The organism is Exiguobacterium sp. OS-77, assembly GCF_000414195.2.
In the GTDB taxonomy this organism is placed as follows: domain Bacteria; phylum Bacillota; class Bacilli; order Exiguobacteriales; family Exiguobacteriaceae; genus Exiguobacterium_A; species Exiguobacterium_A indicum.
The window spans coordinates 2,661,932-2,676,386 of sequence record NZ_DF239008.1; the positions used below are offsets into that span (position 1 = coordinate 2,661,932).

Sequence of the window (14,455 nt, forward strand, 5' to 3'; positions counted from 1 at the left end):
AAAATCCGTCAATTCGCAAGATGCTGTTTCGCGAGTTCGAGTTGCTCCGACACGGCAGCAAACCCTGTTCCGCCGTAGCTTGTCCGGCGTGCCACTGCTTGAACCGGATCGAGGAGCGGATAGACGTCTTCCGTGATATCCGGATGGAAGGTTTGATACGTCTCGAGATTCAAATCCTTCAGGAAACAACCGTTCTGCACACAGTAAAGGACGGCTTTGCCGACGATTTCGTGCGCTTCCCGGAATGGTATGCCTTTCGTCACAAGGTAGTCGGCGAGTTCCGTTGCATTCGAGAAGTCTTGCATTGTCGCCTTCTTGAGCGCTTCGGTCTTAAACGTCGCAGATTCAATCATTCCAGTGAAGATTTGAACGGATTGGAGAACGGTATCTACTGTATCGAAGACCCCTTCCTTATCCTCTTGCATGTCTTTATTGTAAGCGAGTGGTAATGCCTTCATCGTCGTCAAGAAGCCCATCAGGTTACCGTAGACGCGCCCCGTTTTTCCACGAATCAACTCAGCGAAATCAGGATTTTTCTTTTGTGGCATCATGCTCGATCCTGTTGAGAAGGCATCGGATAACTCGATAAAGCTAAATTCTTGCGACGCCCAGATGATGATTTCTTCACAAAAGCGCGAGAGATGCATCATGACGGTCGAAGCGATCCCGAGGTATTCGATGACGAAATCACGGTCCGAGACAGCATCAAGACTGTTTGGATAGACCGACTCAAAACCGAGCAACTCAGCAGACCGGAAACGATTGATCGGGAATGTCGTCCCCGCGAGCGCACCTGCCCCGAGCGGTGATTTCCGAATTCGTTTTTGATTATCCGTCAACCGTTCGACATCACGTTCGAACATCCAGAAATAAGCGAGCAAGTGATGCGCAAGCGAGATCGGTTGTGCCCGTTGCAAATGCGTATACCCTGGCATGACCGTCTCGATATGTTGCTCCGCTTGTTCCGTGATGACCAACTGGAGCTCGCGTAATGCTGTCGTCAACGCCTCAACATGTTGTTCCATCCATAGATGTAAATCCGTTGCGACCTGGTCATTTCGACTCCGTGCCGTATGCAGTTTTCCTGCAACCGGACCAATCTGTTCTGTCAATAAACGCTCGAGGTTCATATGAATGTCCTCATCCGCTAACGTATAGGAATGGTCTGCTAACGTCGTTTCCAGTTGCTTCAGTCCTTGCTCGATTTGTGTCCACTCGTCTTGAGCAAGAATCCCTTGTTCAAATAGCATCTGCGCGTGTGCGAGACTGCCTTTTAAATCGACGCTCGCTAATTTTTGATCGAACGTGATCGATGCTCCGAAGGCTTCCGCTTGAGCGGAAGCACTTTCCGTAAAACGTCCACCCCAGAGTTTGGTCATTTCGTGACACCCGCCTGACGATGTACGCTCGCATGCGTCGAAACGGCAAGTCCGTGTAATTTGATGAAGCCTTTTGCTGCTTCATGATCGAATGCGTCTTCTTTCGTGTACGTCGCAAGTTTCTCATCGTAGAGCGAGACAGCGGACTGACGACCTGTCACAGTTGCATTTCCTTTGAACAGTTTAACGCGAACTTCTCCTGTGACGTCCTGTTGTGTCGCTGTCAAGAATGCTTTCAAGCCTTTCGTCAATGGTGCATGGAAGAGACCGTTATAGATCGTTTCTGCGTATTGTTTGCTGAGTAGTGGTTTGAAATGCGCGACGTCCTTCGTCAATGTAATCGTCTCGAGTGCAGCGTGCGCTTTGAGTAACACCGTTGCGCCTGGGCACTCATAGACTTCCCGCGATTTGATACCGACGAGACGGTTCTCGACGTGGTCAATCCGTCCGACCCCATGTGCACCAGCGATGATGTTCAGTTCCGTGATCAGTTTCGCCAGTGGATACGTCGTTCCGTTGATCGAGACCGGAACACCTGCTTCAAAGCCAATGATGACTTCTTCTGCCTGATCCGGAGCGTCTTCTGGCGCTACTGTCAACGCATAAGCGTCTTGCGGTGGCTCTGTCCAAGGGTTTTCTAGGACGCCACATTCGTTACTCCGTCCCCAAAGGTTCATGTCGATTGAGTATGGGCTGTCGAGGTTGATCGGAATCGGCACATTGTTTTCTTTCGCATAGGCGATTTCTTCTTCCCGTGACCATTTCCATTCCCGGACCGGTGCGATGACTTCGAGTGATGGATCAAGTGCTGCGACTGAAACTTCGAACCGGACTTGGTCGTTCCCTTTTCCGGTACATCCGTGAGCGACTGCCGTCGCACCGTGCTGATGCGCGACTTCGACAAGCTTTTCTGCGATCAACGGACGCGAAAGCGCTGAAATCAACGGATAGGCATTTTCGTAATGCGCGCCATATTGAAGTGCCGGTAAAACGAAGTCTTGTGCGAATTCTTCTTTAACATCGAGGACGATCGATTCGATCGCACCGACGAGGAGTGCTTTTTCTTTAATGATGGATAAATCTTTTCCTTCTCCGACATCCATGCATAAGGCAATGACGTCATAGTCCTTGCTCAACCACTTGATGGCTACCGATGTATCAAGTCCCCCAGAGTACGCTAAGATCAATTTTTGTTTCGACATGTATAATTCCCTCCTAGTTTTAAATTCATCTGTCTGTATAAAAATTCATTATGAATTATATATATACATAGAAAACAAAAAAAAGAAACCCTTTTTGCAGGATTTCTTTCAAAATAACTTACATTTTTTTCTCCATCGTCCGGTGTGGGATGCCCGCATCATCGAATTCATCGGAGACGATCGTATAACCGAGTCCTTGATAAAACGGGATCGCTTGGACTTGTGCGCCGAGTGTTAGCAATTGCTTCCCTTCGCGACGTGCGACTCGTTCCATCGCCTGCATCAACTCGCCACCGTATCCTTTTCCTCGCGCTGTCGCTAGCGTCGCGACACGCTCTACCTTCATCCGTTGGTCGTCATATGGACGGGTACGCCCCGTTGCGACCGGTCGACTCTGCTCATCGAGGACAAGCAGATGAATTGCTGTTTCATCATGTGTATCATATTCAAGATGGCGTGGTACGCCTTGTTCCTCGACGAAGACACGCTCCCGGATCATCCGGACGGCTTGATGTTGTTCTGCTGTACGTACTTGAATGACTGTCATGACTGATATTCCTCCCGTAATCGATCGACATATGCCATCGCATCATCCCGATTCGTAAATTGTGCCTGTGCCTGAACCGCATTTCCTCCGCCTCGCCCATTAAATATTTTGACATGTGCTTTAGCGAACTTCCCGAGATGGGGTTCACCTGGACTACTCATCAGTAACTTGTTCGTCGTCGCATTCCAGACGACGCCGACGCGTCCCGCTTCTTGAATCGCTTTAGCAAGTTGCTCGGATATTTTGATTTCTTCATCCAGATGTTCGAACACAAGAATGCCTTCTTGTTGTTCTAAAGCATGAGCGAGTGTGAACGTCGCAAGTTGTTCCTGGGCGTGTTCGACCTGTTTCGTTAAGCGTTTCTGCTCTTCTTGTAACGCTTGGACGGCTTCTAGCATTTGAACGGGTTTGACTGATAAAGCTTGCGCTGCTTCCCGTAAAGCTCGTCGTTCTGCCTGTAGGAGTTGATATGCCCGTTCCTTTGCGACATAAGAAAGACGAATATTTCCACGAATTCGTTCGACTCCAGTAAAGAGAATCGACTCGAGCTGTGCCGTCGAATCGAGATGCGTTCCACCACAGGCACTATAATCGAGTGTACCGATTTGAACGACGCGAATTCGTCCTTCGACTTGTGGTGTTTTTCGTAATGGTAAGCGTAGCGCTTCCGCCTCGTCATACTCGGTCGCTGTGATTGGTAATCCTTGTTCAATCACCTGGCGTAATCGTCGATCCAGCTGTTCTTGTTGTAGAGTTGTCCATTCAGGTGTCTCGATATCAAGCGTCGAGACCTCACTTCCCGTCCGAAAACTAAGTGTCTTGATATTTGATTCATCTTGTAGGATTGCAGAGATGACATGTTGTGCCGTATGCTGCGCCGCATGATCGATCCGGACTGCGTCATCTACGATCCCGGTGACGTCACCTGTGAGCGGCGTCGCCAGTTGGTGCCAGACGACACCGTCTTCGATTTGGACGTCAAGGACCGGTTGGTCGTTCAATGTTCCACGGTCCGCCGGCTGTCCACCGCTCTCCGGATAGAAGTAACTTTTCTCTAAAGCAACCCAATAGCCGTCTACTTGTTTTGTTGCGCGAATGGATGTCTGAAAGGTTCGGACATCGGATTCTATTTGTTCGGGGCGCATGCCTCGACCACCTTTCTCTGTCAGTTTCACTCTGTATTATGCCATATTTCATCCAGAATCGTTTGTCGGCTTGCCTTTTTCCTAGTACACTAGACGAAAGACTACCGATCGCGAAGGGACGAAATGCCGTGATTCAGCATATCAATAAAAATTCACCACTCCCCATCTACTATCAAATCGAAGCTGCCTTAAAACAACAAATCGAAAGCGGTGTTCTTCAACCTGGCGATCTAATTCCGTCCGAGCGCGAATTTGCGGAAGCGCATCAAATTAGCCGAATGACGGTCCGGCAAGCCATTTCAAACTTGGTCAACGCCGGTTACTTGATTCGTCAAAAAGGACGAGGAACATTCGTCGCGAATAAAAAAATCGTCATGCAACTGTCTGGCTTGACGAGTTTCTCAGAAGAGATGGAACATCTTGGACTAGAACCGACGAGTGCGCTTCTCTCCTATCAAATCATCGACGCGTCGATGACGATCGCAAACAAGCTCCGGATTCGCGAAGGGGCATCCGTGTATGAATTGAAACGTTTACGAATCGCAGATGAGCAAGCGCTTGCCCTTGAGACCGTCTATATCCCGGAACAGCTCTTACCTGGACTCGATCAAGACGTCGCGACCGCATCGCTCTATGCATTTGCAGAAGCGAGCGGATTAAATCTTGGACGTGCGAGTCAAACGTTCGAATCACGTCTTGCAACAAAGGAAGAGGCGGGTCATCTTGGTCTATCGACCGCTTCGCCTGTCTTATCCGTCGAGCAACTGACGTATCTCGCGACGGAGCAACCGTTTGAATACGTCATCTCCGCTTACCGCGGCGACCGCTATACCTTCACCGTCGAAATGGAACGCCAACGCTAAAAATCCCCTTGTATCGTCGTACAGTGACGATACAAGGGGATTTTCCAACGCTTATTGTTGAGTTTCTGTATTGGGAATTGACTCTTCTGTCGTACTTTGTGCCGGGTCTGTCTCTTCCTTGATCGGTTCGACTTCTTGACCTTGCATCGCTTTCGCTAAATTACTTTTCACTTGCTCCAATTGATTCGGATCGAGATGGTATTCCCATTTCCCGCTAATACCGATGTAGCCTTCTCCAGCGAGTTGGTACTCCGTCGTATTACGTAGCGCTGCTGTGAAATCTGCTAAGCGTGTATAATCGTTCGGACCTAAGTTCGTTTCGACGTTATCACCGACAGCATCCAAAATATCACGGTATGCACTGAGGGAACGGAAACTTGCCGCTTCTTTGGCGACCGCCTGAATGACTTGCATCTGTTTTTGACCGCGTCCGATATCACCGAGCGGATCATCATGACGGTTCCGGACGTAAGCAAGTGCTTGCTCTCCTGTTAAATGTTGCATCCCTTTATCAACAGTGACAGTACCGGCTTTACGTTTTGAATCTTGCTCTTTGAACGCATATCGTACATCGATGTCTACGCCGTCCAATGCATCGATCAATTGAACAAATCCTTGGAAATTAACTTTAACAACGTGATCGATTTGAATACCGAGTAGGTTTTCTGTCGTTTCACGTGCTAATTTAATCCCATTATAGGAATTCGATTGATCCATCGAACCGAAGTAATGGGCATGGGTGATTTTATCTTGCTCAACACCTGTCTTACCATAAGGTACATCGTATTTCGAATAATCGATGTTCACGAGTGAATCACGCGGAATACTCGTCAACACTAATTGTTCCGTTTTTTTATTTAAGATTCCGACGATCATGACATCTGATCGCGCCGGTTCATTTCGTTCTTTACTTTTTTTCGTTTCATCCGTCCCAAGAATCAAGAACGATTCAGACGGAACATCATCATATTTAGAGCTCACCTTCGAGCCGGGAATGTTAATCTGCGTCTTTGCCAATGTTTCTTGCGTTTTAATAAAAACAGCTCCAGCATATCCAGAACCGATGATTGTGACAAGCAGGACGAGTGCAGCGATGACTTTCATGAACATCTTGCCAGCACTTGGCTGTCTCTTTCGTGCGGATCGCGTTTCCATCATGTAAACCCTCATTTTCATGTAAATTTTCCGTAAAGTTCGCTAATCTCCATTATCCGTACATTTAATGAAATGTCAATTTACGTTTCGATTAAAGAAATCGTATGGAATCGTTGCACTGAAAAAATCATGGACCCTTAGTGCGCTGTATCATGAGATTGAATGATCTTGGTATATGTCCTGTTGATGCCTTTCTATCAAAATAAAAAATCGCTTGAGACTAGGCTCAACAGAATCAAAAAAAGGAATAGAGTCAATCCAATGATTGTCTCTATCCCTTTTGATTCATCGCTCTTCCATCGTCATACTTTCATGAAATTCAGATAAGCCGCTCGTCCTGTACGTTTAGCGTCATCTGACAATAAAGATGCAGCTTCTTCGTCCAAAATCACCATGACATCAGCATGACGCTTGAGTATAGTCGCTGGACAATCCGTTGTTGCGACACCTTCCATCATGTCGCGAACCGCTTCTGCCTTTCGTTCACTAGAAGCAACGAGAAGGATTTTCTTCGCTTCCATGATCGTACCGATTCCCATCGTGATCGCCTTCGTCGGTACTTCTTCTAATCGATCAAAGAATCGTTGGTTCGCTTCTCGTGTCGACTCTGTCAATTCCGTTACGTGTGTCTTAGCATCGAACGGTGTACCTGGTTCATTGAAGGCGATGTGTCCATTCGCTCCGATTCCAAGTAATTGAATGTCGATTCCTCGATTGCGGACGAGCGCTTCATATCGTTCACTTTCGCGCACGGGATCTTCTGTGTCCCCGATTGGAACGAATGATTCCTTAAACGCGACATCTTTGAATAGATGCTCTTGCATGAACTTATGATAACTTTGTGGATGCTCTGGGCTGAGACCGACATATTCGTCTAGATTAACCGTCGTCACATGTCGACAATCGAGCGAATCCTTCCGCCATTCTTCATAGACGCCGACCGGTGAACTTCCCGTTGCCAGTCCTACCGTCAAACCTTCCGGGTGACGCTCAATTTCCTGTTTCAAAAATTGATAGGCCACCTGTGCTAATTCTTCTCCTTTTTCTACGATCATCCATTTCATGAGGTAGACTCCTTTCCGTTCGTGATCCGGTGTCGCGTACCACGATGAATCGTTTCTTGAATGTGTAGCGCTTCGTCGAGCAGGACGATGTCCGCATCCTTGCCGACCGAGAGGCTTCCCTTTTGAGTCAATTGAAGTTCTTTTGCCGCATTGACCGATGTCATGCGGACCGCTTCTTCGAGCGAACAGCCTGTATAGGCGATGATATTCCGTAAGGCGGCGTCCATCGTTAAGACACTTCCAGCTAAGCTACCGTTTTCAAGACGTGCCGCACCGTCTCGAACGAATACAGCCTGACCACCTAACTCATATTCACCATCAGCTAATCCTTTTGCACGCATCGCATCCGTGATGACGATCAGTCGATCTGCGCCTTTCATTCGGTAGGCGAAGTCGACCATTTCTGGCGCAATGTGAATCCCATCCGGAATGATCTCCGCATAGACGTCTGGTGTCAGGAGGCAATATCCGACCGTGCCTGGTTCCCGGTGATGAAGTGCCCGCATTTGATTGTAGAGGTGGGTACCATGCGTGACGTGACCGGCTTGGTTTTGGGCATACGTCGCGTCTGTATGTCCGGCTGACGGAATCGCACCCGTCAAGCGCACCGCTTCTTCGAACGCCCGTGCTCCCGGGCGTTCCGGAGCGTATGTGACGAGCTTGATCGTGTTCCCTGCTGCTTTTTGCCATTTCAAGAACTGCTCGACATCCGGTTCGACGATATGTTCGTGAGGCTGTGCACCCGCATAATCCGGATTGATGAATGGTCCTTCAAGATGAACGCCGACGATCGTTGTATCGTCTTGCGCTACGACTTCTCGGACCGTCTCAAGCGCGCGTGTGATATTTCCCCAGTCCTGAGTAATCGTCGTCGCTAAAAATGATGTCACACCTTCTTGTAACATCTGTCGGCTGAAATGACGCAACCTCTCGACATCTCCATCCATGACATCGACATCATATCCCCCATGAATATGCACATCGATCATTCCCGGAATGAGTGATTGATGCTGCGCATCGATCATCTCTTCTCCTGCGATTTCCTCGAATTTCGACATGGGTCCAATCGCCTCGATTGTTCGGTCAAAACGAATGAAGCCGTCTTCAATCGTCTGCTCTCCCGTGTAAATCCGAGCATTGATGATCACTGTCATCTGGCATCTTCCTTTCTCTATCCGTTCCATGACTTGCTTCCGTATCTAGTATAACGCGATTAATTCTAGTTGTATAGACCTTTGTACATTTAAACAAAATTATAAAAGGACGATCCCGCATATCCGTAGATATAGGGTCGCCCTTTGTATACCCGTCGATTGCCGACTTCATGCGTCAGTCGATCATGGTAATAAAATCCGGTCTTTCTTTCGAGAAATCAGACACGTTGCTTTTAAGATTGCCATCGGTAACGATTGACGCTTTCGGTAAGCAAGATATCGTCCTTCCCATTTTGGATCGTACTTTTCTTTGTATCGTCGTAGACCGGTGAAACTATACATGTAGCGAATATTATTGAAGACATCCGCTGCCACACGTTCTTGCCAGAAGGACGTCTCGTCCTCTCCGACGGACGAAAGCGGAGCCATTCCCATGTTGAACGTGTGGTAGCCTTCATCTTTCGCATACTCGAATAGTCGGATGAACATCGCATCCATGATTCCATTCGGTCCATCTGGTCGAAAACGCATCAAGTCAATCGATAGGACCCCTTCTTGGTAAGCAGGCATGAATGTCATGAACCCGATCAATCGTCCTTCCGCTTCACGCATGATGCCAATCGGCGCTCGATTTAAATAAGGTTCGTGGAAGTAACCGAGCGAAAAGCCTTTCTCGGACTTACCGCCTAACCATTCGTCGGAGACCTCTTGTAGTTCTGCTAATAGAGTTCCTGAAATAGGTGGCTCGACTACTTCGAACGTCATGCCCTCTCGTTCAAAGCGATTTTTAATCGACCGAAGTCCAGCTCGTTTTTTTCCTGATACAGTGAAAGATGGAATATCAACGATCGCTTCTTCACCAAGTTTGAAGAAGTTGAAGCCAAAATCATGATAGAGAGACATATTTTGCGCTTGAATTTGATAGATGTTCGGAATATATCCAAGATCTTCGACGCGACGTAAGAAAGACGCGATGACTTGTGAATGTTCCTTCGGATCTCCACTGGGGTCGCCAAGGACCATGATCCGATTACCGGTCTGACTGAACTGGATGAATGAACGTCCTGTTTCGGAGAAGAAGAAACGTTTATCACCTAGAAACGCGAGATGGCTCAAATAATTCCCACCCTGCTCACGCAATACCGATTCGATCTTTTCAGCATCGAATCGCTCACCGAGAACCGGTTGATTGAATGTGTTGAATAAGCGGATGAAGACGAGAACATACACGAGCGCAAAGATAGAGGCACTCGCTGCAAACATGAAAATTTCGTGTGCCGGATACACTTTTGTTCCATCTGCTGATCCGAGTGTATAGAAGGCGTATCCAAAAAAGACGAATCCTCCAATGTACAATAGACCAGCGAAGGCAACCCGGATGAAGCGTGTCGTCGTAATGAGCGTTCGTTCTCGGTGAAATGCTTTTCGCGACATCAGTAGCAAGACGAGAACGAGGATGACGGCAAGGAAAGAAATCAAGTTAAAACCACGAAGTGCCATTCCAATCAATGCGAAAAAAGATGCCCCGTACATCATATATAACGACCGTTTTGTTCGACGATACAGTGCTGTCGATAAGAGGACGAACAATAAGCCGCCCATCAAGAAGAAACTATTCGCGAGTAACAGCGCTTCATGCGGTAATTTCGATTCCAAATATTCATATTGCGTCGAGACAGGTGGTAAAATCGCCAATCCCCAGATCGTGATCCCGGCAACGAGTGTGATCAATGCGAGTGTGAAATGACGAATTTTACTGAGGAATCGCAGTTGTAAGCGCCAAATGACGCCCCCGACCTCCATCGATGGACCAACGATCGGTTTGTCTTCGATCATCTTGACGACCGGACCGCTGAACTCCCGAGCTGAGAAAATGACACCGATCAGGAACGGAATCAAGTAGTAGACAAGACGGTAGATCAATAATCCTGTCAAGACGATGCCTTCCTCGACACCCGCACGCTGCATGCCGATCAAAAACACTAAGTCAAACGAACCAAACCCACCCGGTACCATCGAGATCAAACCGGCTGTCGCAGCGATGATGAAAACACCGATGACTTTTGAGAAACTGACATCCGTTCCGAGCGCTGCCAAAATCAGATAGACGACAACGCCAGCACTGAACCATTCTGCGAGTGAGACGAGTGAATATAACGCAATCGATTTCGAATGGATGCTGCTATTGCCTCGTCGAAACGAGAACAGTAGATAGAGTGGAAAGAAGAATGCGACACCAATGATGACGGGCCACAGCCATTTTTTTAAATCGAGCACTTCAAACGCCGGAAAAACGTGCAGAAGCGATAAGGCAGATAAGATGGACAATCCACTGATCAACGTCGGTGCCATCCAGCCGATCGCCTTCAACAAACGACCACCTTCAACGAATGGTCGATAAAGAGCGGAGCGGATCGCCATCCCAGCGAGACCGCCGAATCCGATGATGCCGTTAAAGGAGTTCGCAATCCAGGATGCTCGGAAGATTAGTCCGATCGGTGCTTTCGCCTCCAATGAACGTAATAAGAAGAAGTCATAAAAGAACATCGTCGAGACTGCCGCAAGACCTGCGAGAATCAACAGGATGAATTGCCAAGATGGGACTTGACGAATCGCTTGAATCGATTCCTGTAGCGACAAACTACGCAATTCGTTTTGTCCTTGATAAAAAATGAATCCAATCAAGACGATCGGCAAGATGATCTTCGCAATCGTCATGATGCGTTGTTTTGAGAATTTCAAGCTGCCAGCCTCCTTGATTTACGGATTAAATGCATAAGACGAACAAGTAGTAGCGTTGCTCCGACCGCAAGACCGATGATCAATCCCCACCAGTAACCATCTGGCCCGAGCGTCGTATAGCGTTCGAGATAAAAACCTAATGGTAGTCCAATGACCCAGTAGGCAGCAATCGTCAACAAGAAGGTGACGTTGACATCCTTGAATCCACGTAATGCACCTTGCGTCGGTGCAGCAACGGCATCCGACAGTTGAAAGAAAATCGCTAAAATCATGAAGTGTGCGGCTGCTTCGATGACTTGAGGATCACGACTATATAAAGCGGCAAGTTCTTCATTCTTTAAGTACAACAAGATCCCGGAGAACAAGGAGACGGCAACACACATCGTCAATCCAATGACGACGTACTGGACAGCGTCCTTGATTCGTTTGGCACCGACCTCAAAACCGACTGTGATCGTCAAAGCGGACGCAGCAGATAATGGGATCATATAGACGAACGAAGCGAAGTTGATGGCCGCTTGATAGGCACCGATGATGACATCGCCGTACGCTCCGAGCAGCAACGTGACCGCCGAGAAAATACTGACTTCAGAAAAAATCGCTAGACCAATCGGAGCACCGAGTAGAATCAATTCCTTGATTCGCTTCATATCTGGACGGTAAAAGCGCCGCAGAATCCCAAGGCGTTGAAATAATTCTCCTTTGAAGACGACAGCGATGATCGCTAGACAGAGAATCCAGTACGTGATGGCAGTCGCAACTCCCGCGCCCACTCCACCAAGTTCCGGAAAACCGAAGTTTCCGAAGATGAATAGATAATTGAAAAGGACGTTAATGGGTAAAGAGATTAGTAGTAAGACCATCGTGATATTTGATTTACCTAATGAATCGACGAGTGTTCGTAAAACGAAGAAAACGAACATCGGTACGATCCCGAGTGCTAACATCACGAGATAATTTCGCGCGACTTCACGCGCCTCTGCTGATAACTCCATCCGTTCGAGAATCGGATTGACAGCAATAAGTCCGATGACTACGGTCAAACCAATGATCACAACAGCAACGTACAACGCCTGCATGACGATCCGTTTGACTTCCCGCTCGCGTTTCGCTCCCATCGCTTGGGAAACGAGCGGTGCGACGGCAAGTAGAATACCGGTCAGTCCTGTGTAGACGGGTGCCCAGAGACTTGCTCCGACACCGACTCCTGCTAAATCAGCAGAACCATATCGACCGGCCATGACCGTATCGAAAAAACTAATTAAGTAAAACGCGACTTGCGTTACGAGGATGGGAAAGAAAATTTTCATGAACTGCTTCATCTTTCCTGAGAACGTAACTGTTTCTAACATGTTTCCACCACATTTCAGGAGGAGTCCTCCTTAATTTTAAAACCTAGCACTCTTGAACTCTTACGAAAATAATCCGAGGAGGGATTCATCTCATGAACCATCGAGATACTGAAAAGCTGACTTTCGAACTGCTTGAGACATGGTCTACCTTCAATCATTATGCCAAAGAGGCTCAAACGTTTGAGAATCCGGAAGATGTCCATCAAGCGCGGATTCGGTTACGGAAACTGATCACATTCGCCCGATTGGTCGATTTGACGGAGGAACCCGTTTATTTGATTTGGAAGCGGCTGATGCATGCTTTCGGCGAAGTCCGTGACCTCGACGTACAACTCGAAGCGACCTCAAACAAAACAGAAATCGATCAGTTGTTCGCGAACCATGTCGCTCTGCAACTTCAAGGAAAACGTTCGACTTTAATCGAGACGATGCATCTCTTGATCTCCAATGAACTGGATCGATCCGTTCGTCGCTTTTTAGCTGGTCCGATGACAAAGCGCCTCAAGCGGATGTCAGAAAAAGAGCTGATTCAGGCCGCTGAGAAACGCTATGAGAAAAAACGTGAACAATTTGAAAAAGTGCAACGAAAGGATGGAACGAAGCGTGTCGAACGGATGCATGAATTACGGCTTGCTACAAAAGCATACCGTTATACGGTCGAGTACCTTCGTCCCTACACGCATCAACCGAAGTCTGCTGTTGATCGTCTAAAGACAACCCAGACACGACTCGGACACATCAATGATACGTATCAGCGATTAGAAAGATGGCGCTCTTTCGAGGTTCCATCTGCTTATCAAGAAGAGCGTTTGCGTCAGATCAAGCGGTTAGAGGACGAGCTACGTTCTGCGCTTGATCAGATTGAAATCGCTCATGGATGACGTTGAACGAGTAATTCCAGCATTTTTGTTCCGGCAATGGAGTTTCCTTTTGCGTCAAGCGATGGTCCAAAGACACCGATTCCGAGATCAGCCATATCGAAATCACTTCGACCGCAAGCAACGACTGCACCGGAAACACCACTTTTTCCTGGAAGCCCGACTTGGACGGAAAATTCTCCAGATGCATCGTACATGCCACACGTCGTCATGATCGCTCGAATGATTCGTGCGTTCCGACGTGAAATGACTTGGCGTCCTGATGGTGTTTTTCCAGATGTACTCAAAATTTTCCCCATCATGGCAAGTCCTTTACAGTTCGTCAAAATCGCACATTGTTTCGTATAGACGTCGATGATTTCTTCGACATTGCCTTCGATGACACCGTGATAGCGCATGAAGTACAACAATGCGCGATTTAAATCCGTCGTTTCGAATTCCGATTCAGCAACATCTGCGTCATATTTTACCATTTCTACTTCAATATCCAATAGCTTTGCGATGAATTGACGCAATTGAAGTAATTTATCGGCAGCATCCGTTCCCGGTAACATGCTCGTCACGGCTAGTGCTCCTGCATTGATCATTGGATTAAGCGGTTTTGTTGGAATCGTCTCTTCGAGTTTTGCGATCGAATTGAACGCATCGCCCGTCGGTTCCATCCCGACTTTTGAAAAGACATAATCTTCTCCGAATGTCTCGAGGACGAATGCGAGCGTGATGATCTTCGATACACTCTGTAGCGTAAACATCGTATCCGCATCACCTGCCGAAACGAACGTTCCGTCGGCATTACAGACGGCGATTCCGAGCTGTGTCGGATCAACCTTCGCAAGCTCTGGGATGTAACTGGCGACTTGTCCAAGCACCGTATACGGACGGCATTCTTCAATCAACTCCTCGAGTTGTGCTTGTGTAACATTCATGGCGTTCCCTCTTTCTCTTTTTTTCTAGCTTATCACGCATCTGACGGA

Annotated in this window: 12 protein-coding genes; 2 read left to right on the forward strand and 10 right to left on the reverse strand. The window is 47.8% G+C overall.

The features are described from left to right. Positions 1 to 8: 8 nt before the first annotated feature. From argH to EXG77_RS13680, 4 genes are all read right to left on the reverse strand, one after another. Entirely contained in the window at positions 9 to 1,379 is a 1,371-nt protein-coding gene (argH, locus tag EXG77_RS13665; RefSeq protein WP_035398936.1) for an argininosuccinate lyase, read from the reverse strand. Beyond that, entirely contained in the window at positions 1,376 to 2,581 is a 1,206-nt protein-coding gene (locus EXG77_RS13670; protein WP_023467113.1) for an argininosuccinate synthase, read from the reverse strand. Before EXG77_RS13670 ends, argH begins: the two co-directional genes overlap by 4 nt. Positions 2,582 to 2,699: 118 nt before the next feature. Then, complete coding sequence (locus tag EXG77_RS13675; RefSeq protein ID WP_023467111.1) at positions 2,700 to 3,128, reverse strand: GNAT family N-acetyltransferase; 429 nt, start codon at positions 3,126 to 3,128, stop codon at positions 2,700 to 2,702. Continuing rightward, positions 3,125 to 4,273 carry a DHHA1 domain-containing protein gene (locus tag EXG77_RS13680; RefSeq protein ID WP_035398938.1) on the reverse strand — a complete coding sequence of 383 codons (1,149 nt, stop codon included), beginning with the start codon at positions 4,271 to 4,273 and terminating at the stop codon, positions 3,125 to 3,127. The genes EXG77_RS13675 and EXG77_RS13680 overlap by 4 nt, the downstream gene beginning before the upstream one ends. Positions 4,274 to 4,401: 128 nt before the next feature. Here EXG77_RS13680 and phnF point away from each other — a divergent pair, with 128 nt between their 5' ends. Continuing rightward, entirely contained in the window at positions 4,402 to 5,136 is a 735-nt protein-coding gene (gene phnF, locus EXG77_RS13685; protein WP_023467107.1) for a phosphonate metabolism transcriptional regulator PhnF, read from the forward strand. A 51-nt stretch (positions 5,137 to 5,187) separates the two neighbouring features. Here phnF and EXG77_RS13690 read toward each other — a convergent pair whose 3' ends face one another. The 5 genes from EXG77_RS13690 to EXG77_RS13710 all read right to left on the reverse strand — a co-directional run bounded on the left by EXG77_RS13690 (position 5,188) and on the right by EXG77_RS13710 (position 12,603). Continuing rightward, positions 5,188 to 6,294: an LCP family protein gene (locus tag EXG77_RS13690; RefSeq protein WP_238987958.1), complete on the reverse strand. Its 1,107-nt coding sequence runs from the start codon at positions 6,292 to 6,294 to the stop codon at positions 5,188 to 5,190. A 299-nt stretch (positions 6,295 to 6,593) separates the two neighbouring features. Continuing rightward, complete coding sequence (nagB, locus tag EXG77_RS13695; protein WP_035398940.1) at positions 6,594 to 7,355, reverse strand: glucosamine-6-phosphate deaminase; 762 nt, start codon at positions 7,353 to 7,355, stop codon at positions 6,594 to 6,596. Continuing rightward, positions 7,352 to 8,509: an N-acetylglucosamine-6-phosphate deacetylase gene (nagA, locus tag EXG77_RS13700; RefSeq protein ID WP_035398942.1), complete on the reverse strand. Its 1,158-nt coding sequence runs from the start codon at positions 8,507 to 8,509 to the stop codon at positions 7,352 to 7,354. The genes nagB and nagA overlap by 4 nt, the downstream gene beginning before the upstream one ends. Positions 8,510 to 8,692: 183 nt before the next feature. Continuing rightward, the gene (mprF, locus tag EXG77_RS13705; RefSeq protein WP_035398944.1) at positions 8,693 to 11,251 is read right to left on the reverse strand and encodes a bifunctional lysylphosphatidylglycerol flippase/synthetase MprF; all 2,559 of its coding nucleotides are present in this window, start codon (positions 11,249 to 11,251) and stop codon (positions 8,693 to 8,695) included. Then, the gene (locus tag EXG77_RS13710) at positions 11,248 to 12,603 is read right to left on the reverse strand and encodes an MATE family efflux transporter (RefSeq protein ID WP_023467101.1); all 1,356 of its coding nucleotides are present in this window, start codon (positions 12,601 to 12,603) and stop codon (positions 11,248 to 11,250) included. The genes mprF and EXG77_RS13710 overlap by 4 nt, the downstream gene beginning before the upstream one ends. Before the next feature lie 92 nt (positions 12,604 to 12,695). Between EXG77_RS13710 and EXG77_RS13715 the strand changes: the two genes are divergently transcribed. Next, positions 12,696 to 13,484, forward strand: coding sequence for a CHAD domain-containing protein (locus tag EXG77_RS13715; RefSeq protein ID WP_023467100.1), 789 nt, complete (start codon positions 12,696 to 12,698; stop codon positions 13,482 to 13,484). On the opposite strand, the gene glsA is transcribed toward EXG77_RS13715, so the two are convergent. Beyond that, the gene (gene glsA, locus EXG77_RS13720; protein ID WP_023467099.1) at positions 13,475 to 14,407 is read right to left on the reverse strand and encodes a glutaminase A; all 933 of its coding nucleotides are present in this window, start codon (positions 14,405 to 14,407) and stop codon (positions 13,475 to 13,477) included. The two genes, EXG77_RS13715 and glsA, sit on opposite strands and share 10 nt — an antisense overlap. Between the last annotated feature and the right edge of the window lie 48 nt (positions 14,408 to 14,455).